Annotated in this window: 21 protein-coding genes; 9 read left to right on the top strand and 12 right to left on the bottom strand. The window is 62.8% G+C overall.

The features are described from left to right. The first annotated feature begins 183 nt into the window (after positions 1 to 183). Genes FFI89_RS18430 through FFI89_RS18420 form a run of 3 tightly spaced genes read left to right on the top strand, consistent with a single transcriptional unit; the run spans position 184 to position 4735 of the window. Positions 184 to 1788 carry a carboxyl transferase domain-containing protein gene (locus tag FFI89_RS18430; RefSeq protein WP_138838979.1) on the top strand — a complete coding sequence of 535 codons (1605 nt, stop codon included), beginning with the start codon at positions 184 to 186 and terminating at the stop codon, positions 1786 to 1788. A 26-nt stretch (positions 1789 to 1814) separates the two neighbouring features. Further along, positions 1815 to 3827, top strand: coding sequence for an acetyl/propionyl/methylcrotonyl-CoA carboxylase subunit alpha (locus FFI89_RS18425; RefSeq protein ID WP_138839380.1), 2013 nt, complete (start codon positions 1815 to 1817; stop codon positions 3825 to 3827). After that, positions 3827 to 4735, top strand: coding sequence for a hydroxymethylglutaryl-CoA lyase (locus tag FFI89_RS18420; protein ID WP_138838977.1), 909 nt, complete (start codon positions 3827 to 3829; stop codon positions 4733 to 4735). Before FFI89_RS18425 ends, FFI89_RS18420 begins: the two co-directional genes overlap by 1 nt. 3 nt (positions 4736 to 4738) lie before the next feature. Here FFI89_RS18420 and FFI89_RS18415 read toward each other — a convergent pair whose 3' ends face one another. From FFI89_RS18415 to dctP, 3 genes are read right to left on the bottom strand one after another with little or no spacing between them, the layout of a single operon-like run. Further along, positions 4739 to 6097, bottom strand: coding sequence for a TRAP transporter large permease (locus FFI89_RS18415; protein ID WP_138838975.1), 1359 nt, complete (start codon positions 6095 to 6097; stop codon positions 4739 to 4741). Beyond that, entirely contained in the window at positions 6097 to 6648 is a 552-nt protein-coding gene (locus FFI89_RS18410; protein WP_138838973.1) for a TRAP transporter small permease, read from the bottom strand. The genes FFI89_RS18415 and FFI89_RS18410 overlap by 1 nt, the downstream gene beginning before the upstream one ends. Continuing rightward, positions 6645 to 7667, bottom strand: coding sequence for a TRAP transporter substrate-binding protein DctP (gene dctP / locus FFI89_RS18405; protein WP_138838971.1), 1023 nt, complete (start codon positions 7665 to 7667; stop codon positions 6645 to 6647). The genes FFI89_RS18410 and dctP overlap by 4 nt, the downstream gene beginning before the upstream one ends. 422 nt (positions 7668 to 8089) lie before the next feature. Here dctP and FFI89_RS18400 point away from each other — a divergent pair, with 422 nt between their 5' ends. Next, on the top strand, positions 8090 to 8335 hold the full coding sequence (locus FFI89_RS18400; RefSeq protein ID WP_138838969.1) for a pentapeptide MXKDX repeat protein: 246 nt from the start codon (positions 8090 to 8092) through the stop codon (positions 8333 to 8335). 153 nt (positions 8336 to 8488) lie between these two features. On the opposite strand, the gene FFI89_RS18395 is transcribed toward FFI89_RS18400, so the two are convergent. Then, on the bottom strand, positions 8489 to 8845 hold the full coding sequence (locus FFI89_RS18395) for a DUF6481 family protein (RefSeq protein WP_138838966.1): 357 nt from the start codon (positions 8843 to 8845) through the stop codon (positions 8489 to 8491). A gap of 120 nt (positions 8846 to 8965) precedes the next feature. On the opposite strand from FFI89_RS18395, the gene FFI89_RS18390 reads away from it, so the two are divergent. Further along, complete coding sequence (locus FFI89_RS18390; RefSeq protein ID WP_138838964.1) at positions 8966 to 9148, top strand: hypothetical protein; 183 nt, start codon at positions 8966 to 8968, stop codon at positions 9146 to 9148. A 72-nt stretch (positions 9149 to 9220) separates the two neighbouring features. On the opposite strand, the gene FFI89_RS18385 is transcribed toward FFI89_RS18390, so the two are convergent. Continuing rightward, on the bottom strand, positions 9221 to 9445 hold the full coding sequence (locus FFI89_RS18385) for a hypothetical protein (RefSeq protein WP_138838962.1): 225 nt from the start codon (positions 9443 to 9445) through the stop codon (positions 9221 to 9223). 196 nt (positions 9446 to 9641) lie between these two features. On the opposite strand from FFI89_RS18385, the gene FFI89_RS34395 reads away from it, so the two are divergent. Together FFI89_RS34395 and FFI89_RS18380 are read left to right on the top strand one after the other, a co-directional pair. Continuing rightward, positions 9642 to 9818 carry a hypothetical protein gene (locus FFI89_RS34395; protein WP_168212934.1) on the top strand — a complete coding sequence of 59 codons (177 nt, stop codon included), beginning with the start codon at positions 9642 to 9644 and terminating at the stop codon, positions 9816 to 9818. Between the two features lie 149 nt (positions 9819 to 9967). Continuing rightward, on the top strand, positions 9968 to 10216 hold the full coding sequence (locus FFI89_RS18380) for a hypothetical protein (protein ID WP_138838960.1): 249 nt from the start codon (positions 9968 to 9970) through the stop codon (positions 10214 to 10216). Between the two features lie 141 nt (positions 10217 to 10357). Here the strand turns inward: FFI89_RS18380 and FFI89_RS18375 are convergent, their stop codons facing one another. The 3 genes from FFI89_RS18375 to FFI89_RS34390 all read right to left on the bottom strand — a co-directional run bounded on the left by FFI89_RS18375 (position 10358) and on the right by FFI89_RS34390 (position 13907). After that, positions 10358 to 13021, bottom strand: coding sequence for an alpha/beta hydrolase fold domain-containing protein (locus FFI89_RS18375; protein ID WP_138838958.1), 2664 nt, complete (start codon positions 13019 to 13021; stop codon positions 10358 to 10360). A 153-nt stretch (positions 13022 to 13174) separates the two neighbouring features. Further along, positions 13175 to 13591 carry a septal ring lytic transglycosylase RlpA family protein gene (locus tag FFI89_RS18370; RefSeq protein ID WP_168212933.1) on the bottom strand — a complete coding sequence of 139 codons (417 nt, stop codon included), beginning with the start codon at positions 13589 to 13591 and terminating at the stop codon, positions 13175 to 13177. 178 nt (positions 13592 to 13769) lie between these two features. Further along, on the bottom strand, positions 13770 to 13907 hold the full coding sequence (locus FFI89_RS34390) for a hypothetical protein (protein ID WP_168212932.1): 138 nt from the start codon (positions 13905 to 13907) through the stop codon (positions 13770 to 13772). 14 nt (positions 13908 to 13921) lie between these two features. Here FFI89_RS34390 and FFI89_RS18365 point away from each other — a divergent pair, with 14 nt between their 5' ends. Beyond that, a complete protein-coding gene (locus tag FFI89_RS18365) occupies positions 13922 to 14113 on the top strand; it encodes a hypothetical protein (RefSeq protein ID WP_138838954.1) in 192 nt (63 codons plus the stop codon). 1522 nt (positions 14114 to 15635) lie between these two features. Here FFI89_RS18365 and FFI89_RS18355 read toward each other — a convergent pair. From FFI89_RS18355 to FFI89_RS18340, 4 genes are all read right to left on the bottom strand, one after another. Further along, positions 15636 to 15839: a hypothetical protein gene (locus FFI89_RS18355; protein WP_138838950.1), complete on the bottom strand. Its 204-nt coding sequence runs from the start codon at positions 15837 to 15839 to the stop codon at positions 15636 to 15638. 173 nt (positions 15840 to 16012) lie between these two features. After that, positions 16013 to 16219, bottom strand: coding sequence for a hypothetical protein (locus tag FFI89_RS18350; protein WP_138838948.1), 207 nt, complete (start codon positions 16217 to 16219; stop codon positions 16013 to 16015). A gap of 160 nt (positions 16220 to 16379) precedes the next feature. After that, complete coding sequence (locus FFI89_RS18345) at positions 16380 to 16574, bottom strand: hypothetical protein (RefSeq protein WP_138838947.1); 195 nt, start codon at positions 16572 to 16574, stop codon at positions 16380 to 16382. Positions 16575 to 17212: 638 nt separating this feature from the next. Further along, positions 17213 to 17704, bottom strand: coding sequence for a DUF3617 family protein (locus FFI89_RS18340; protein ID WP_168212931.1), 492 nt, complete (start codon positions 17702 to 17704; stop codon positions 17213 to 17215). An 859-nt stretch (positions 17705 to 18563) separates the two neighbouring features. Between FFI89_RS18340 and FFI89_RS34900 the strand changes: the two genes are divergently transcribed. After that, complete coding sequence (locus FFI89_RS34900; protein WP_138839378.1) at positions 18564 to 18686, top strand: Flp family type IVb pilin; 123 nt, start codon at positions 18564 to 18566, stop codon at positions 18684 to 18686. The last annotated feature ends 383 nt before the right edge of the window (positions 18687 to 19069 follow it).

Genomic DNA, 19069 nt, shown 5'->3' with positions numbered 1-19069 from the left:
GCCTGACCGCCCGGCGCCGGTATTGCCGGGCCCGCACTCACCCTTCAGAATGATCCGATTCCCATCGCCGGGACACGTTGCCGCAAAGATGGTACAGCCAGTTCGCATCCTCGCGAGAGGCCCGCGAGTTGCCATCCTGAAGCAATCTCAACGGCTCGCCAGCATTCAAAGAAGACGCCGATCATGCCGCTTCATTCCACGATCGATCCCATATCCCCCGAGTTTGCCCGCAATGCCGAAGTCATGCGCGGCCTCGTCGCAGACCTTCGCGAAAAGCTCAAAGTGGTGGCCGGCGGCGGCGGCAAGGTCTCGCGCGCCCGGCATACCTCGCGCGGCAAGATGCTGGCGCGCGAACGCGTCGACCTGCTGATCGATCCCGGCACCGCGTTTCTTGAATTGTCGCCGCTGGCCGCGCACGGGCTCTATGGCGGCGACGTCCATTCCGCCAGCGTCATCACCGGGGTGGGGCGCATTTCGGGCCGCGAATGCGTCATCGTCGCCAACGACGCCACCATCAAGGGCGGCACCTATTACCCGATGACGGTGAAGAAGCATCTGCGCGCGCAGGATATTGCGCGGCAGAACAATCTGCCCTGCGTTTACATGGTCGATTCCGGCGGCGCCTTCCTGCCGATGCAGGACGAGATATTTCCGGACGAGCGGCATTTCGGCCGCATCTTTTACAACCAGGCGCAGATGTCCTCGCAGGGCATTCCGCAGATCGCCATTGTCATGGGCTCCTGCACGGCGGGCGGCGCCTATGTGCCGGCCATGTCGGACGAGAGCATCATCGTGCGGAATCAGGGCACGATCTTCCTCGGCGGGCCGCCGCTGGTGAAGGCCGCGACCGGCGAGGTCGTGACCGCCGAGGAACTCGGCGGCGCCGACGTGCATTCCCGGCAATCCGGCGTCACCGATCACTATGCGCAGAACGACGCCCATGCGATCGGGATTGCCCGGCGCATCGTCGCCACGCTGAAATCGCCGACGCGCGCCAACCTGAACATGCGCGAGCCGCGGGAGCCGCTGTTTCCGGCCGAGGAAATCTACGGCGTGGTCTCCGCCGACGGCCGCAAGCCGTTCGACGTCCACGACATCATCGCCCGGCTGGTCGACGGCTCGGAATTCGACGAGTTCAAGAAACTGTACGGCACGACGCTGATCTGCGGCTTTGCCCATATCTGGGGCTACCCGGTCGGCATTATCGCCAATAACGGCATCCTGTTCAGCGAAAGCTCGCTGAAGGGCGCGCACTTCATCGAACTGTGCTGCCAGCGCAATATCCCGCTGGTGTTCCTGCAGAACATCACCGGCTTCATGGTCGGCAAGAAGTACGAGGCCGGCGGCATCGCCCGCGACGGCGCCAAGCTGGTAACGGCGGTGGCTACAGCCGGCGTGCCAAAATTCACCGTGGTGATCGGCGGCTCCTACGGCGCCGGCAACTACGGTATGAGCGGCCGGGCCTACAGTCCGCGCTTCCTCTGGATGTGGCCGAACGCGCGCATCTCCGTGATGGGCGGCGAGCAGGCGTCGATGGTGTTGGCGCAGGTGCGGCGCGACGGTATCGAGGCCAAGGGCGACACCTGGTCGGCCGAAGAGGACGAGAAATTCCGTGCACCGATTCGCGCCCAGTACGAGCACCAGGGCAGTCCCTATTACGCCACCGCCCGGCTGTGGGATGACGGCGTGATCGATCCCGCCGATACGCGGCTGGTGCTCGGCCTCGGACTATCCGCATCGGCGAATGCGCCGATCGAGCCGACGAAGTTCGGCCTGTTCAGGATGTGATGCAGGAACTGATGCAGGAACTGATGATGGACCGCTCGAAACTCTACCGGCGTTTTCGCACGCTTCTGATCGCCAACCGGGGCGAGATCGCCTGCCGCGTGATCCGCTCCGCCCGCGCCATGGGGCTGCGCACGGTCGCGGTCTATTCCGAGGCCGACCGCGACGCCATGCATGTCGCGATGGCCGATGAAGCCGTACTGCTCGGGCCGGCGCGGGCGCGCGACAGCTATCTCAGCATCGAGCGCGTGATCGAGGCGGCGCGAAAGACCGGCGCCGAGGCCATTCATCCCGGTTACGGTTTTCTGTCGGAGAATGCCGAATTCGCGCAAGCTTGCCTTGATGCCGGGCTGGTGTTCGTCGGTCCGACCGCCGCGATGATGACCGCGATGGGCTCGAAGTCCGGTTCCAAGGCGCTGATGGAAAAGGCCGGCGTGCCGCTGGTGCCCGGCTATCACGGCGAGGCCCAGGATGAGGCGATTCTGGCAGACGCCGCCGACAGGATCGGCTTCCCGGTGCTGGTGAAGGCGTCGGCCGGCGGCGGCGGGCGCGGCATGCGGGTGGTGAAATCGGCCGGCGAGCTGTCGGCTGCGATCGTCAGCGCCAAGCGCGAGGCCAAGGCGGCGTTCGGCGACGACCGCATGCTGATCGAAAAATTCGTCCAGAACCCGCGCCATATCGAAGTGCAGATCATCGGCGACAGCCACGGCAATCTGCTGTCGCTGTTCGAGCGCGAATGCACGCTGCAGCGGCGGCATCAGAAGGTGATCGAGGAAGCGCCGTCGCCGACGCTCAATGCCGCGCAGCGCGACGCCGTCTGCGCCGCGGCGCGCAAGGCCGCAGGCGCAGTCAGTTACGTCGGCGCCGGCACCATCGAATTCGTCTCCGACGGCAAGGAGGTGTTCTTCATCGAGATGAACACCCGTCTGCAGGTCGAACATCCCGTGACCGAACTGATCACCGGCATCGACCTTGTCGAATGGCAGTTGCGGGTCGCCTTCGGGGAAAAGCTGCCGCTGGCGCAGGACGAGATCAGACTGAACGGCCACGCCATCGAGGCCCGGGTCTACGCGGAAAATCCGCAGAAGAACTTCATGCCTTCAGTGGGCCGGATCAAGACCTGGCGTACGCCGGATGCTGTGGACGGCCTGCGCATCGACGCCGGCTATCGCGGCGGCGATGCGGTGTCGCCCTATTACGACGCCATGCTCGCCAAGGTGATCGCCTGGGCGCCGACCCGCGAGGCCGCGATCGAGCGGCTCAACCGCGGTCTGGAAGCGACCGACGTGCGCGGCATCGTCACCAATATTCCGTTCCTGTCGGCGCTGGTGACGCATCCCGACGTTCGCGCCAACACCATCGACACCGGCTTCATCGAACGCGAATTGAAGCGCCTGACCGAGACGTCGCCCCCCGCCGGTGAACTCGAGCTCTGCGCCGCGGTGGCGGCCATCATCGTCGAAGAACAACAGGCGGCGCGCAACGAAGCGCATTCGCCGTGGCGGACCTATGGCTGGCAGCCGGTCGGCCGGCGTCAGCGGGTATTCGCGTTCCGGCAGGTGCCGGGCGCCGAGCAGAAGGTGACGCTGCAATATGGCGATGGCCAGTTCACCGTGTCGCTTACTGATCGCCACGCTCCCTTTGTCATTTCGATGGCGCCTTATGGAGGTGGTGGTTTCGACATCACCATCGATGGGGTGAAGTCGAATGTCGTGTCCGTAATCGAAGGCCACGAGCTCTATCTGCGCACCCGCAACGGCCGCTTCGACCTGCATTGGATCGATCCGTTCGGCGGCGAGACCGAGGAGCAAGTCGGCGAGGACAAGATCGTGGCCCCTCTGCCCGGCACCGTGGTGGCGCTGCTGGCCGAGGAGGGGGCGATGCTGGAGAAGGGGGCTGCGATCCTCACGCTCGAAGTCATGAAGATGGAGCAGACCCTGCGCGCGCCCTTTGCGGGCGTTTTGAAGAAGATCAAGTGCAAGGTCGGCGACATCGTCGGCGAGGGCGTCGAACTGGCCGAAATCGAACCGGCGGCGGCCTGATGAGCGACGCCGTCCGCATCGTCGAGGTCGGGCCGCGCGACGGCCTGCAGAACGAGAAGACTCCGGTCAGCGTTGCCGACCGCATTGCCTTCATCGAGGCGCTGATCGGTGCGGGGCTCCGGGAGGTCGAGGTCGGCGCGTTCGTGTCGCCCAAAGCCATCCCGCAGATGGTCGGTTCGGACGCCGTGCTGCGCGGCGTCAGCCATCATACCGATTGCGAACTGCCGGTGCTGGTGCCGAACGAGAAGGGCTACGAGGCCTCGCAGGCCGCGGGCGCCAGGCTGATCGCGGTGTTCGCCGCTGCGTCCGAGAGTTTTTCGCGCGCCAACATCAATTGTTCGATCGCTGAATCGATCGAACGCTTCAAGCCGGTGGTTGCCCGCGCCAAGGCCGATGGCGTGCGGGTGCGCGGTTATATCTCCACGGTGCTCGGCTGCCCCTATGAGGGCGAGATCAGGCCGCAGGCGGTCGTCGACGTCGCCAGGGTGCTGTGGGATCTCGGCTGCTACGAAATCTCGCTCGGCGACACCATCGGCGTCGGGACGCCTTTGAAGGCGCGACAATTGCTGCGCGCGGTGGCGGGCGATGTCCCGATGGCGAACCTCGCGATGCATTTCCACGACACCTACGGCCAGGCGCTGGCCAATCTCTATGCCGGGATGGAAGAAGGTTGCCGCGTGCTCGATTCTGCCGCCGGCGGCCTCGGCGGCTGTCCCTACGCCCCAGGTGCTACCGGCAATGTCGCGACCGAGGACGTGGTCTACATGCTCGAAGGCATGGGGATTAAAACCGGCGTCGACATGCCGAAGCTGCTCGCCGCGATCAACGTCGTGAGCGGGTTGATTGGCCGCCCGCCGGTCAGCCGCGTGGCCAGTGCGTTGAATGCGAAAGCGCGCGCGGCAAAGTAACCGTCACCTACCCCCGTCCGGGCCCATCACGAGATCGGGCAGGGCGGTCGAGATGCCCGGGAAGAAGCACAGCAGCAGCACCGCGACCATCATCAAGAGCACGAACGGCAGCGTGCCCCAGATCACTTCGCTGAGCGGAATATCGGGAGCGACGTTGCGGATGACGAAGATGTTGAGCCCGACCGGGGGATGGATCAGCCCCATCTCCATCACGATGGTCATCACGATGCCGAACCAGATGATGTCGAAATTGGCGGCGCGCAGCGGCGGCAGGATGATCGGTGCGGTCATCAGGATGATCGACACCGGCGGCAGGAAAAAGCCGAGCACGACCACCATGACCAGGATCGCCGCCAGCAATTCCCAGCGCGGCAGCTGCATGGCGACGATCGCTTCCGCCGCCGATTGCGAGATGTGCAGATAGCTCATCACGTAGGAATAGAGCAGCGACATGCCGATGATCATCATCAGCATGGTGGATTCGCGGATGGTGGATTTCAGGATCGGCGCCAGGTCGCTCGGCCGCCACACGCTGTAGATCAACGCGATCAGCACCAGCGCCAATAGCCCGCCGAGGCCCGCGGTTTCCGACGGCGTGGCGTAGCCGCCATAGAGCGCGATCATCACGCCGGTGAGCAACAGCACGAAGGGCAGCACCCGCGGCAGCGCGCTGAAGCGCTGCGCCATGGTGAAGTCGTCGTGCTGCAGGATCGCCGCTTCCGTGCCGGTCGCGGTGTAGAGCGCGTGCGCGGCGGCATATTCCTTGCGGAACCGGAATACCGCGTAGATGCCGAACAATGTCACCAGCAGCAGTCCCGGCCCGATGCCGGCGAGGAACAGCCGGCCCAGCGATTTCTCCGCGGCGACCGCAAACAGGATCATGGTGATCGAGGGCGGCAGCAGAATGCCCAGCGTGCCGCCGGCGGCGATGATGCCGGCCGCGAAGCCGCCGGAATAGCCGCGCTTGCGCATCTCGGGAATGCCGGCCGATCCGATCGCCGAACACGTGGCCGGCGAGGAGCCCGCCATCGCCGCAAACAGCGCGCAGGCGAACACGTTGGCGACGCCGAGCCCGCCGGGGACGCGATGCAGCCAGGCATGCAGCGCCGAATAGAGGTCCTGACCGGCGCGGGATTTGCCGATCGCGGCGCCTTTCAGGATGAACAGCGGAATCGACAGCAACGTGATCGAGGCCATTTCCTCGTAGACGTTCTGCGTCACGGTATCGAGCGAGGCCGCCGGCATGTAGATCGCCATGAAGACGACCGCGACGGCGCCGAGCGCGAAGGCGATCGGCATGCCCGAGAACATCGCAAACAGGGTGGCAAAACCGTAACTGAGGCCAATTCCGAGAACGCTCATCAGCGCGAAGTACCCACCAAAGGAATAATGATCTGCAGCAGGAGCTGCAGGCAAAGCAAGGTCATGCCCAGCGCCATCAGCGCGTAGGGTATCGCCAGCGGCGGCGACCACATTGAGTTCGATACCTGGCCGTCGACCCAGGCCTCATGCGCCAGCGTCCAGGATTTCCAGGCGAAGAAGCTGCAGAACAGCAGGCTTGCGACATCGACCAACCAAAGTCGGATCCGGTTGGCACGCGCTGACATCAGGCCGATAAAGGCCTCGATGCCGATATGGCCGCGCTGGCCTTGCACATAGGCCGCGGTCATGAAGGTGGCGCCGACCAGGAGGAACACCGCCGCCTCGTCCTGCCAGTAATTGGCGCTGTGGAACAAGGCGCGGCCGAGCACGCTGTAGCTGAGGATCGCGCAGGCCGCGATCAGCGCCAGCGCAGCAACGAAGACGATGACGTTGTTGCAAAGCGCCAGCGCCCGTCCGAGCGCCGCCACGAGCGGGTTGCTGGTGGCGGCGCCGGGAAGGTCTTTTTGATCCGGAAGCGGACCATGCATCATGCGGAGACGTCGCTCGCGAGCTTCAGCAAGGTCGCTGAGGTCGCTGTCTTAGCACTATAATCCTTCCAGGCGGTATCGCGCGCAATGTCGCGCCACTTGCCAACGGTCGCCACGTCGAGCGCGGAGACCTTGGCGCCCGCCTTCTCGTAGACCTTGGCGACTTCGACGTCGTCGTCCTGCGCGCCCTTGCGGCCGAAGACTTCCATTTCGCTGCCGACCGCCAACAGGATGTCCTGCTGGTTCTTGGGCAGCTTGTCGAATATCGCTTTCGACATCATCAACGGCTCCAGCATGAACCAGTAGGAGGCGCCGGCGCCAGAGGTCAGCGCCTTCGCGACCTCCTCGAGACGGAACGAGATCAGGCTGGTGGAGGAGGTGATGCCGGCGTCGCAGGCGCCGGTCTGCATCGCCGCATAGATTTCGTTCGACGGCACCGACAGCACGGCGGCGCCCGCGGTCTGCAGCACCATGTCCATTTCGCGCGAGCCGCCGCGGACCTTCAGTCCCTTGGCGTCTTCGGGGGCCACGATGGGGCGGGAGCGGCTGGCGACACCGCCGGCCTGCCAGACCCAGGAGAGCAGGATGATACCCTTGTCGGCGAGGAAGTCGGTCAGCGCCTTGCCGACCGGCTCCTTTTTCCAGCGCATGCCCTGATCGTAGGTCGCGACCAGGCCGGGCATCAGGCCGATATTGGTTTCCGGCAATTCGCCGCCGGCATAGGGCATCGGGTAGAGGCTGATATCGAGCGCGCCCTTGCGCATCGCCGAGAACTGCGCGTTGGTCTTGATCAGCGAGGAGTTCGGATAGATCTCGCCGACGATTTCGCCGCCGCTGCGCTTGGTGACTTCCTGGGCGAACATCCGGCACAGCCGGTCGCGGAAATCGCCCTTGTCGATGCTGCCGCCCGGAAACTGGTGCGAGATCTTCAGCGTGGTCGCGGCGTGGGCGGTACCGGTACCGAGACGCAGGATGGCGGGCGCGGCAAGCGCGGATGCGAGGATATGGCGGCGCGTGATCATGGTGTCTCCCCTGATGCTGTTCTTGGTCGGCGTTTCCAGGCCGGCGTTGAGCCCATCTTAGCCGGTCTTGGCCCGAGATTTCTCTAGTCTGATAGTTCGAGGCTGCTTGATAGGTCAGAGGCGGCGCGCGACGGCAAGTCCTGATTCAAGTCCTGATTCAAGTGCCGTTTCCTGGCCCCGGAGAGAGGCCGGGCATGCTGCAGCGCACACGCTAAAACGAGGATTTGCAAAAGACTCCGTCAACAATGCGTCCAAGCTTGGGCGGCAGCTTGTCGAGTGCCGCCTTCAGGCCGCTTGTTTCAACAATCCGTGACACCAGCAAAAGCGTTGGGCCCAATCCGTAACAAACCCGGCCGTCGCAGCGTCGAGGGTAGAGCGGCAGACGTCGCTTTAGAAACGACCAACTTAAGGAATGACCACCCATGACGACCACGACCCGTATCGGCCTCGGCCTCTCTGCCGCTGTTCTCTCGATCAGCCTCGCGCTCGCGCCTGCCGCCTTCGCGCAGGACAAGATAGGCGACGGGATGAAGAAGGATTCCATGTCCAAGGATTCCATGTCGAAGGACGCGATGTCCAAGGACGGCATGAAGAAGGACGATGGAATGAAGAAGGATGGGATGATGAAGGACGGCATGAAAAAAGACGACGGCATGAAGAAGAACTAGGCCGGTCGGTCATTCCGGGATGGTGCGTTAGCACCGGACCTCAGGGGTACAATTGCACATCTGAGGTTCGATGCTTTGCATCGCCCCGGAATGACGGCCTGAGTTGGTTCGTCGATCCGTGATACTCGGCAACCCAGCGCCGCCGCAGCCTGCTTACTTCTTCTTGCCCTTGCCGCCCTTGCGCGCGGCGTAACGGGCGTCGCGCTTGGCCTTCTGTTCGGCCTCCAGGGCCGCCTGGCGAGCGGCTTCCTCTTCCTTTTCGCGCGCAAGCCGGGCGGCTTCCTCGGCGGCGGCCGCGGCCTCCCGCGCCTTCTGTTCGGCCTTGGCGGCCTCACGGATCTCCTTGGCCTTGGCGCGGGCGGCGGCCTGGGCCTCGCGCTCGGCCTGGCGGCGCTTCACCTCGGGATCGTCAGGTCCCGGCTGGGCCTTGAACTTGTTCAGGATGTCCTGCTTGGCCCGCAGCGCGGCCTTCTGGCGGTCGGCGAAGCTCGGTTCCTTGAATCCACTCATAAAAGGGGCCTTGTCGATTTCATTTTAGGGGCGGGCGCGTGGCGGCGCGGTTTCGGGCCTTGGTTAAGTGAACCCACGGCAAAATGCCAGCGTCCAATGGCGAAATCAGGGGAGATTTGCATGAACAGCAAATGGCCGAAAATCATGCTGATGAGCGGGCTGACGTCGGTGTGGCTGCTCTACGACATCGCTACCGCGACCGAAGCGCCGCGGCAGGCGGTCACAATCCTGCAATATGCCCTGCTGGCCTGTGCGCTGATCGGACTGGTCGGTTCGATCGTGATGGCCGCCTCGGAGAAGTAGGGTGAGGGCAACGCCCGTCGATCGCGCCGGATCCGGTTCCGGCGCGGGGTGGGCCGGTTTGCCCAGGCCGAGCTACTTGACCCCGAAATTATCGCGACGCGCGGTCGGGCCGAGAATCCTGGCGACCGTCACCGCCGTCATTGCCACCCGGTCCGATGTCCGCTGGGCTTCCAGCCGGTCGCGGGCCTTTTCCTCGATCAATTGCTCGATCAGTTCGAGCCGCTTGGTCTCGTCGACCGCTTCCGCCAGCAATTTCCGGTAACGATGGTAATCGTAGCCCGCTTCCTGCTTACTCATGGCACGCCCCCGCGCACGCTCGGTCCCAAGCAGGCACTGTCGATCAAGGCATGCCCGCGCGCAACGGATTTGCGACAGTTATACCCGACGCGTGTATCTTCTCCTGGAGCTGTTGCCCGAATTGATCGGGCGCCTTGCCGGCCCCGGTCAAGACAGGCGCGAACTGTTGTCGGCGCGCCCTGGAGACAATGACACCATGACGGATCCGGAGGAGGGCGGTAGCCGCCGCGGCGCGATCGCCGGACTCTTGATCGCTGCGGCGATGTTGGCCGTTGGGCTGTGGCTGGCCCACGACCTGACCGCCGCCAGCAAGATGCAGGATTGCCTGATGTCCGGCCGCACCAACTGCAACGTGATCCAGCCGGCCCAGTGAAGCCGGGCGAGGCCTGAAGCCTGGCGGGGCCTGAAGCCTGCGGGGCGTGCCGAAATCACGAAACCGGGAGACCGAACGGACTGTGATGCGGTTCACACCGGGACGGCCGACCCGATCCTATGTTGGCGGCGTCCGAACAGGAGGACGCCATGCCCCACGATTGGTGGACTCGCAAACACCTCGTTTACGTCTTGGCTTTCGTCTCGCTGACCTGCGTCGTCGCCCTCGTCGCAGCCGGACTGACGTTTTCGGAACCGTTGCCGGGCGCCGCGATCGGTCCGGACTGGCAGTGCAGCCGGCTGGCGCTCGTATTCACGGTCTGCAGCCGGGTGCCGCCGGCCGATCGCGCGCTCGCTGGCGCGGCGCGGGAGCCGGCGTGCCGCCGGCCGCGGGCGTAAGCTTTCCGATTTGATTTTCAATCAGCCCGTCGTCACTGCGAGCGAAGCGACCCGTCTCTATCCCCGTCATCCCCCGGATGAACGCCTTTCGCTCACCGAGGGAGCGCGAAAGGCGTCTCGAAGGACGACGGCCACCATGCGCTACTCGGCAGCCTCACTTGCCGCGGGCGGTGCACGATCTGTCGCGGTTTGAGGTAACCCCGCGAAGCGGCGCAGCGCCTCGGCCATTCGCACGCGCGCGCTGACGCCGGTGATGACCACGTCGACCATCGTCAGCGACGAGTGGAAGTGGCCGCGCGCCTGCAGTTGCTCGACCTGGACGCCTGCGGAAGCCATCGCTTCGGCATAGGCGATGCCTTCGTCACGCAGCGGATCGAACTCACAGGTCGCGACGAACGCCGGCGGCAGGCCAGTCAGCTTGCCACGCAACGGCGAAACCCGCGGATCGGTGCGGTCGGCGGGCGAGCAGTAGATGTCCCAGAACCAGAACATCAGCCCGCGCGTCAGGAAATAGCCGGTGGCATTTTCCGTGTAGGACGGGCGGTCGAAGGTGCAATCGGTGACCGGGCATACCAGAAGCTGGCCGGCGATCGCTGGGCCGCCACGGTCGCGGGCCAGTTGGCTGGTGACGGCCGCGATGTTGGCGCCCGCGCTCCAGCCCGCGACGGTGACCGGTCCGGGAATGCCGCCGAGATCAGCCGCATGCTCGGCGATCCACCTGGTCGCGGCATAGCCGTCCTCCGCCGCCGCCGGAAAACGGTGTTCGGGCGCATGGCGGTAGCCGACGCTGACGACGATCATCCCGCTGCGGCGGCAGAGGTCGCGGCAGAACGGATCGTCGGATTGCTCGTCACCCAGCACCCAGCCGCCGCCGTGGAAATAGACCACGATCGGATGCGGGCCGGGCGTTGCCGGCCGGTACAGACGGTAAGGCAGCGGACCATCGGCCCCTTGCACCGCGCCGTTGCCGATCTCACCGACCGGCCGGCCCGGCGGCCGGCTCTTGTTGAACTCGGCGACGAAGTCGCGGGCGCCTTGCGCGCCGAGCGTCTCGATCGGCGGCAGGTTCATCTCCGCCAGCATGTTCAGCACCAGCCGCACGTCCGGCTGCAGGCGAACGATCTCGCCGTCGTTGCATTGTTCGGTACCGTTGGGGCCGCTCAGCCTGAAGCCCAGCATGCCGCGATTGACGACGTCCCCGCAGATGCTGCGATAGGGGCCGACGCCACCTGTATAGGGCATTACGCCCTGTGGTTTGCCGGGGACGTTGGCGCCGGTGTACCAGGTGTTGGCGAGCCGGTGCAGCGTCAATGTCGCGCAATCCGCCATGTGCCTCGCCCAACCCGCCTGTGCCGTTTCGGTCGGTTCGATCGCAGTGAATCCGGCTTCGCGCATCGCCACCAGGCGATCGACCACCCAGTCCGCATGCTGCTCGATCGAGACCGCCATGTTCGACAGCACCGACGGGCTGCCCGGACCGGTGATCAGGAACAGGTTGGGGAAGCCTGCGACGGCGAGGCCGAGATAGGTTTGCGGGCCGTGCGCCCAGACGTCGGTCAGCGACTTGCCGCCGCGGCCCGTGATCGGATGGATCGCCTTGATGGCGCCGGTCATGGCGTCGAACCCGGTCGCGAACACGATGACGTCGATGTCGAAGCTGCGGTTCTCGGTGGCGATGCTGGAGGCCGTGATCGATTTGATCGGCTCCTTGCGCAGGTTCACCAGCGTCACGTTGGGGCGGTTGAAGGTGGCGTAGTAGTTGGTGTCGAGGCAGGGGCGTTTGGCCCCGAACGGGTGATCGAACGGGCTCAGCGCCTCCGCCGTCTCGGGATCCTTCACGATCGCGCGAATTTTTTCGCGGAACAGGTCGGCGAGCAGGGTATTGCCGTCGACGTCGACGCCCTGATCGGCCCAAAGCTGCGTCAGCATGCCGACGAGATCGCCGGTGGCCCACAGTTTTTCGAAGCGTTCGCGGCGCTCGGCGTCGCTGAGTTGCCAGCTGAATTCCGTCGCCGGAGGCAACGGCACGCCGGCCATCGACCAGCGGGCCTGCTCGCGGAAGGTGGCGCGGTCGCTCTGCAATAACGCCGCGCGATCCGCTGGAACCGGACCATTTTGGGCGGGCAGGGCGAAGTTCGGGGTGCGCTGGAACACTGTGAGGTGCGCGGCCTGTTCGGCGATCATCGGGATCGTCTGGATTCCCGACGAACCGGTGCCGATCACCGCGACGCGCTTGCCGGCGAGATTGACGCCCTGATGCGGCCAACGGCTGGTGAAATAGATCTCGCCCTTGAAATCCTTGACGCCATCGATCTCCGGCGGTTTTGGCGCCGAGAGACAACCGGTCGCCATGATGTAGCTTTGGCACGAGACCGGCGCGCCGTTACTGGTCGTGAGCAGCCAACGTTCCGAGCTCTCGTCCCATTTCGCCGATGTGACCTTGGTGCCGAAACGGATGTCGCGCCGCAGATCGTAGCGATCGGCAACGAAACCGAGGTAGCGCAGGATCTCGGGCTGGGTCGCGTATTTCTCCGACCAGGTCCAGTCGCGCTCGAGCTCCGGATCGAACGTGTAGCTGTAGTCGATGGTCTGGATGTCGCAGCGCGCGCCGGGATAACGGTTCCAGTACCAGGTGCCGCCGACATCGCCGGCCTCGTCCAGGGCTACCGCGTTGAAGCCAGCCTTGCGCAGGCGATGCAGGATATAGAGGCCGGCGAAGCCGGCGCCGACGACCGCGACGTCGACCGTTTGCGCCGTAGCGTCGTTCGCCGTGGAAGCACGCGCTGCGACCTGTGCGTCTGCCATGCCACTCCTCCCTGATTTGTATTTTGTCTGATTTTATTTTTCGACAGGCTATCGTAGCATGCAAAGGTTGTCATCAAGGCAAAATCAAACCTTGCGCGCGCTGGTCAGGCGAGCACATCGCGGGCGTTACGCCTGCGATGGAACCGGATGTGGCTACTCGTAACCGGCGCGCCGGACGTTGACGCGGCACAGGCCGTCGCAGCCGATCTCGCGCGCCGCGCCGAGCGAGAAATCGAGCACCCGGCCGCGGGCATAAGGACCGCGATCCTGCACCGGGCACTTGATCGTCTTGCCGTTGTCGAGATTGGTAACGACGAAGATGGTGCCGAACGCCTCGGTGCGATGTGCGCAGGAGACCTCGTTGGCCTTGAAGCGTTTGCCGCGCGCGTCCCAGGTGTCTTCCCAGTACACCGAGGCTTCCTCATTGTCGGCGGGCGGCCGGGCGACGCGGCCCATCCACATCTCCTGAAAGGTGCCGGCGCAGACCGGGGAAGAGGTCAACGCCAGTGCCAGTGCGGCAAGCCGCAGCTTCGAAACGCCGTTGCCTTCGCCGTGGTGATACCCTGCCATCGCTCCCAACATTCTGTTGCAGGACCCGACGGGCCCCTAGGAGGTTGGCCGAAGCTCCCTGTCGACCTTGGCGATGGCGTGGCGGCGTTTGGGCAGCATTGCGCCAACCTGGAAGGAAGTTTCAAAACGTGGCGCGGGAGCAACACTGCGGGGAGTCAGTCGGACATTACGAGGAGTTTCAATCATGCGTCTCGCGCCGCGCGCCAGCGCCGATCGCGCCAAAAACAAAACTCCCGGTGTCCCGTTCGCCCGCTTCGTCGTCGCGGCGGAAGAAAGCGCAGTCAGCCATGCCGGCGTTGTGGTAGGTTCGGCGCATAGACAGGAGGCCCAATGTCCGAGCAGGCTATCGAAACATTGATTACGAACGCCATTCATAGTGCCTTTATCAAATATCCCGAGGGCGACGGCGGTCCGAACCTCGACTACGAATGGATCGCGCCGGACCAGAGCGCGCATATCACCAAGGCGATCCTGCAGGACCTGGCAGCCAGCGGATATCAGATCGTGAAGAAAGGTGGCTGAGCGCGTGCCGTGCGCTTGCGGCCACTAGCCTGACCCGCGTTGTCGCCGGCGATCGTGCAAACCAAGACTCCCGGCATGCTGCCGGGCGCGTTCGGAAAGATCGGGTGGAGCCGGCGTTAGCCAGGTGTCGTTCCAATCTTAATGGGTCCTGCACCGGCAAGGTGCGCAGCGTCAGCCGTCGACCGCAATTCGTTAACGGCCATTATCGAATGAGAATCCAAGCCGTTAAGAACGGGCTAACGGTGGCAAACGGCCGGACTGGAAAACATCCGCGATGCTCCGCATAATCGCACCATGGCAAGCGGCATCTGGACCACCGAATATTTTAGCTGTCCCAATTGCGGACTGCCCTATACCGCGACGCGGGAGCATCACCCCGACAAGCATTCCGGCAACTTCGCTTGCGAGGTGTGCGGGAGCAGGGTCCACGCGTGGTCGGGCCATTACGACTTTTTCGACTGGAAAGTCGATCAGGTGAATTCCCCCGTCTTCGGGAAAAGGTGGGGGACGACCGGCCAGGGCTGACGGATGGCGCCGAAAGCCGGAGCGATCGCTCGTCAGGTGCAACCGGCGATCCCGGCAGAAGCGCCAGAGCTATTGCGCTTCAATAGGTCAGGGTGACGAGCGCCTCATCCTGCCTTCCGACGCGACCTCTGTTGCACAATCGCCATGAGCCGTGCCAGGCGCTTCACACGACGCAAGCTCTCCGCAAAACGCGCGGCAGGAGTCCGGTGGCGAATGTCGAAAACCAACTTCCGAAGACGGCTCAGCATAGTTATTTCCCCTTCGCCTTCGGCCCTGTCTCTCTAGGCGATACTGAATGTGACCACACCTGCAATCGCTCACTCTGTAGGAAGGGTCTGAGACTTATTCGGAGGATGTAGGCACGCGACCTGATTGACGCCTTTGAACCGCCAACTGCCTCCGATATTGCAGAGAGGAGTGCCTGCGATTCCTGCGTTTCGCAGCGCATCGTCTGCCTCGTGTCCAGGGTTTACCGTTACGAGGCACGCCATCGTGGTACGCTCATCTACCCTTTATAAAACCCCGGAAATGCACAACGCCGCACCAGCCGAATATGATGGCTGGGCGGCGCCGTGTATCAAACTGGGCCCTGCAATCCCCAGCACAAATTGCTGAGCACAAATCATGCCAAGGTTTGATGACATGGATCAAAAACCCTGTCCGGAGGGCCGGACGGCGAATGGCAGAGTTTACGTCCACTCAGAATAGCGCTGGGCAGGCAGCACAAGCGCCATCTCGGTTTCCCAAATCGGAACAGCTAGTTTCGGGAGAACTTCGCAATTTAGCCGATAGTCGGCGCCCCCGGGAGTCTCCGTTATTGTTCGGAGAGCTGCGGACACAATGTTCGCCAAAACCGGTACATTTTCCGCCAGATCACGGTATGCCCCGACGGGGGGATCAATCCCAAAACAAAGCGGGGACACGGCTGCGCGGCGGTACCCATGCGGGCCGGTGTGGTGTCGGTCTGACGGGCTTTTCGCGTTCCATGTTGCGATTGTCAGCGGCTCAGTTCGAACCGCCGCATCTCGTTCAGGCGAGCCAGGCAATATTCGCGGTAGAGAATGTTGATGAAATCCCACATGGCCGCACCCCGTTGTTTGGCGAAGCCATCAGAGCATCGGTTCATTTCAGGGAGGTGTCGTCGGGCCGATAAATCGGCTTCGTCGTATCGGTGGAATTGTTTCGTCGCAGATCCGGCCACGAAACCACTTCACCGAGCCCGAGAGCACCGAAACGGTTAGGACCGACCGGCAGCTACGACTGATCGGCATTCGGCGTTTCGGACGAAAAGACCGGACGGTCGGAGTTGGCGGCATTCCGAAGCTAGCCAGCCCTCTTGAGCGCCTCGGTGCGTTCTGCACCGGCCGGCAAGCTTCAGTACCCAACAACGATGATTTTCTGGATCGAGGTCGAATATCCGGGCTCGTCGGGATCGCCGGTCTCGTCGTTCGCCACGGCGACGAAACCCAGCGTCCTCGCCAGCAATTCGGCGCTGTCAAGCGATAGCTCGAGCTGGGGCGGCAGTACGACGGCGTTCATGGTCAGCGTGACGGTAACACCGCAGGCGAAAGGATTTATCACCGCTGCAACATCCGGTAGCGTCGGCGATCTCCAGAAGCTAGCGCGGCCTTCTCAGGATAGGCGAGCTTCAGCTCGCGCAACGACTCGCCGGGCAGGGATTTTTATACCCTTTGACTTTGCCGGAAGGCCGCTGACATCGCTCAGCGGCGCTTTTCCGTTCTTATCGCTCTGACCCGGTGCCCTTGCTTTGAAACTGCAGGTCAACGGTCGTCAGCCTATTTGAGGTTCTGGGTCGGTCGTCTTCGTATCTCGATACCAGGTCCAACAGGCGCGCCTTGATGAAGGGATCATTCGCCTTCTCGGCCAGGTCGCGCACGGCGCGGGCGCGCTCCTTCTTAAATTGCTCATCCAACATGACTAAAACCCCAACAACACTGAGTGAAAGGTGGATGCTAGATCAAAAAGAATGCGAGAAAAATAGGTAAATACGGCTCAGCGGGAAGTCCGGGAACTTGTCCATCTTGTGCCGTTATGGTCAGGTGTCCAGGGAGGATTGGCTATGGTTCGTCTGCTGTCAATTATCGCCCTTGGTGCGCTTTGCGTCCTTCCGGATCGAGCATCGGCGGATCGGCTGAAACCCTATGAAAGTCCGGCATCGGAGTTCAGCTCCCGTCAGCGGTGCGTGTGCAGCCCATCGCGTCTCTCTACCCGCGTCGTTCGCCACAGACATTATCGGATCAGAACCGCGTACCTGATCGGCTATGATCCGCTGCCATACCGCTTCGGTTCGACATTCGTGTGGGAGCGGCCGTATCGGTATTATCGGCATTAGCCCAGCGCGCCCTTCTCGGGATCTGGTTATATTTAGCCGGGCGGCACATAGTGATTGATGGAAAAACGGAGTGCCGAAAAGTTTCCGATTCCACATTTCAAGCACCTTGTGCTTTCGATATGTTTGACTGCCAATCCAGCAAACGCAGAGGATCTTGGCACCATCATCCAGGCTCAACAGGCGCCGGCCGCCAAAACTAGCGGGCGCGGGGCCACTTTATGTCACCGCTGCTGGCGGTCGCAATCGCCGACCCGCTGCGCCACGACGGTTTCTTTCGTCGATATCTTTCCGATGCTACCCTGATTGATCTCTGTGTAAGCGCTGTCATCCTGCACATCGATCTGGGTTTCGATTGGTGCGCCACTTTCACAGGCCCTCTGCAAAACATAACCACCATCTGTCTTCCGAACGTCTTTGGTTTTGCAGGCTCCAAAGTGGGACGGTGTGAATTCCGCTTTCAGCGCGGAAGTTGGATCGACGCAACGAGTCACTTCTCGATCGATTGATAATCCGCTGGTGGGTAGCCGATTGGTGGGCTTGCCGTCAGTCTCCAGCGTTCGTTCAAACTTCCAAAGCCCACTTCGAAAAGTCGGACCGTCATAGGCGAGACTTACCGGCATTGCCGTAAACAGCGCGATTGCAGCCGTGACTGCTAGCAATTCCGGGCGTCGTATCGAGTTTGAGCTGTTTTCACGCCCTGCCAATTCCGTCATCGTGCTCTCCATATCTCGAAAGCCCCAATGACGATTATGTGGTGGCCTCACTCGGACCATCAAGATTGACAATTCCGCGGCAGATTACTTACCCTGACAGTGTCGGTCGGCCGGACGACATCCGTGACATTTCCTGTGTTGAAACCGGGTGAGATAGGTTCCATTTTTGCTTCTAGGTGCCAATATTGGAAGGGGCCACAGCTATGTCCAAGCTGCATGCGTCAACATTTCTAGCCGTCGCAGCCGTTGCTTTCAGTCCAGCAGCTCGGGCACAACAAGCAACAGGAACGGCGGTCGCAGCCGAAACACTACAATCTCTGCTGGCGGTGGCAATCCGCGCGGAAGGTTTCACTTGCGACAAGCCGCTGCGTGCGGCGAGGGATGCTAAACGCTCCCGGCCAGATCGAGGGGTTTGGGTGCTTAAGTGCAGCAACGCGGTGTACCGGATCGCCCGCTCTCCTGACTTGCCGGCGAAGGTTGAGCCGCTTCAATGACGGTCGCCACAGTGAGCCAGTTCGTCATCTTTGCGCAGCGAGCTCGCCGGCTATCCTGACTGAGATGCCTTGGCATCATTGGCATTGAAACGACGATGACGCCGCCCCTATGAAGAAACCTGCAATGGGCGTTTCGTTTGCTAACGTATGTCGCTTCCAGCAACGAGCGCCCCGGCCATGTTGGTCGCGGTGAAGCCACGGCGGTTCCACCCGGGAACTCGTTCTATCCCGGAGAATATAGCGTGCGGCTTCGTCAATGCTGCGACAAATAGGCCAAGGAAAGAAATTGAGAAAATCCTTTAACACAACCTAAAGAAGCCACGGCTAGGGTAATTTTGTTCAACCTTAAAGCGGCATCATTAGATATGGCAATCTTAAGGAGATTTTTGAACGATGGATCCGGTGCAACTGCCATTAAATACCGTCTGATCGCCGCTGGTATCGCAATTGCCATCATCTCTGCCGTGGCACGATCAGCACTTCGCTGAAGTAAACGCGCTCGCTATCGTAGCTTCCGTGGCTGGTCGCTTAGAAGGCTGAGCTCAGGGCTCCGACTTAGGTCGGAGCCCTTTCCTTTTCAAAACAGGACACTGCCGTGGGAAGGGCGTGGAGATTGTTGGCGAGTCGCGCCGGTCGCGGTGGCGATTGAAAGAGGGGTAGTGTCTCAGTTTGATTTCTGTCCCTAGGGTTGGGCTTGGCAGCCACTCGCTGATTACGTCGGCAGGCACCATCATGCATGGCGTATTTCCAGGCGGTGAAGGCGCGTTGGCGGCGATGCTCGATGAAGTCGGTTTCGGTGCATCGCGGGAGGTAGTCCTTCCACGCGGCTTCGAACTCGGCTCGTACCTTGTCGAAGCTTGACGCGTAACCG

Origin of the sequence: Bradyrhizobium sp. KBS0727, from assembly GCF_005937885.2 — a bacterium.
Lineage (GTDB): Bacteria > Pseudomonadota > Alphaproteobacteria > Rhizobiales > Xanthobacteraceae > Bradyrhizobium.
The sequence above is the reverse complement of the archived record's forward strand: the minus strand, read 5'-3'. Positions and strand labels throughout refer to the sequence as shown.

Coding starts and splice junctions, on each gene's coding strand:
- FFI89_RS34395 (WP_168212934.1), top strand. CDS start 9,642: ATGACGGATCCGGAGGAGGGCGGTAGCCGCCGCGGCGCGATCGCCGGA.
- FFI89_RS18365 (WP_138838954.1), top strand. CDS start 13,922: ATGTCCGAGCAGGCTATCGAAACATTGATTACGAACGCCATTCATAGT.
- dctP (WP_138838971.1), bottom strand. CDS start 7,667: ATGATCACGCGCCGCCATATCCTCGCATCCGCGCTTGCCGCGCCCGCC.
- FFI89_RS34900 (WP_138839378.1), top strand. CDS start 18,564: ATGGCAATCTTAAGGAGATTTTTGAACGATGGATCCGGTGCAACTGCC.
- FFI89_RS18390 (WP_138838964.1), top strand. CDS start 8,966: ATGAACAGCAAATGGCCGAAAATCATGCTGATGAGCGGGCTGACGTCG.
- FFI89_RS18420 (WP_138838977.1), top strand. CDS start 3,827: ATGAGCGACGCCGTCCGCATCGTCGAGGTCGGGCCGCGCGACGGCCTG.
- FFI89_RS18380 (WP_138838960.1), top strand. CDS start 9,968: ATGCCCCACGATTGGTGGACTCGCAAACACCTCGTTTACGTCTTGGCT.
- FFI89_RS34390 (WP_168212932.1), bottom strand. CDS start 13,907: ATGCGCCGAACCTACCACAACGCCGGCATGGCTGACTGCGCTTTCTTC.
- FFI89_RS18375 (WP_138838958.1), bottom strand. CDS start 13,021: ATGGCAGACGCACAGGTCGCAGCGCGTGCTTCCACGGCGAACGACGCT.
- FFI89_RS18340 (WP_168212931.1), bottom strand. CDS start 17,704: ATGACGGAATTGGCAGGGCGTGAAAACAGCTCAAACTCGATACGACGC.
- FFI89_RS18425 (WP_138839380.1), top strand. CDS start 1,815: ATGGACCGCTCGAAACTCTACCGGCGTTTTCGCACGCTTCTGATCGCC.
- FFI89_RS18430 (WP_138838979.1), top strand. CDS start 184: ATGCCGCTTCATTCCACGATCGATCCCATATCCCCCGAGTTTGCCCGC.
- FFI89_RS18385 (WP_138838962.1), bottom strand. CDS start 9,445: ATGAGTAAGCAGGAAGCGGGCTACGATTACCATCGTTACCGGAAATTG.
- FFI89_RS18345 (WP_138838947.1), bottom strand. CDS start 16,574: ATGTTGGATGAGCAATTTAAGAAGGAGCGCGCCCGCGCCGTGCGCGAC.
- FFI89_RS18415 (WP_138838975.1), bottom strand. CDS start 6,097: ATGAGCGTTCTCGGAATTGGCCTCAGTTACGGTTTTGCCACCCTGTTT.
- FFI89_RS18370 (WP_168212933.1), bottom strand. CDS start 13,591: ATGGCAGGGTATCACCACGGCGAAGGCAACGGCGTTTCGAAGCTGCGG.
- FFI89_RS18410 (WP_138838973.1), bottom strand. CDS start 6,648: ATGATGCATGGTCCGCTTCCGGATCAAAAAGACCTTCCCGGCGCCGCC.
- FFI89_RS18395 (WP_138838966.1), bottom strand. CDS start 8,845: ATGAGTGGATTCAAGGAACCGAGCTTCGCCGACCGCCAGAAGGCCGCG.
- FFI89_RS18400 (WP_138838969.1), top strand. CDS start 8,090: ATGACGACCACGACCCGTATCGGCCTCGGCCTCTCTGCCGCTGTTCTC.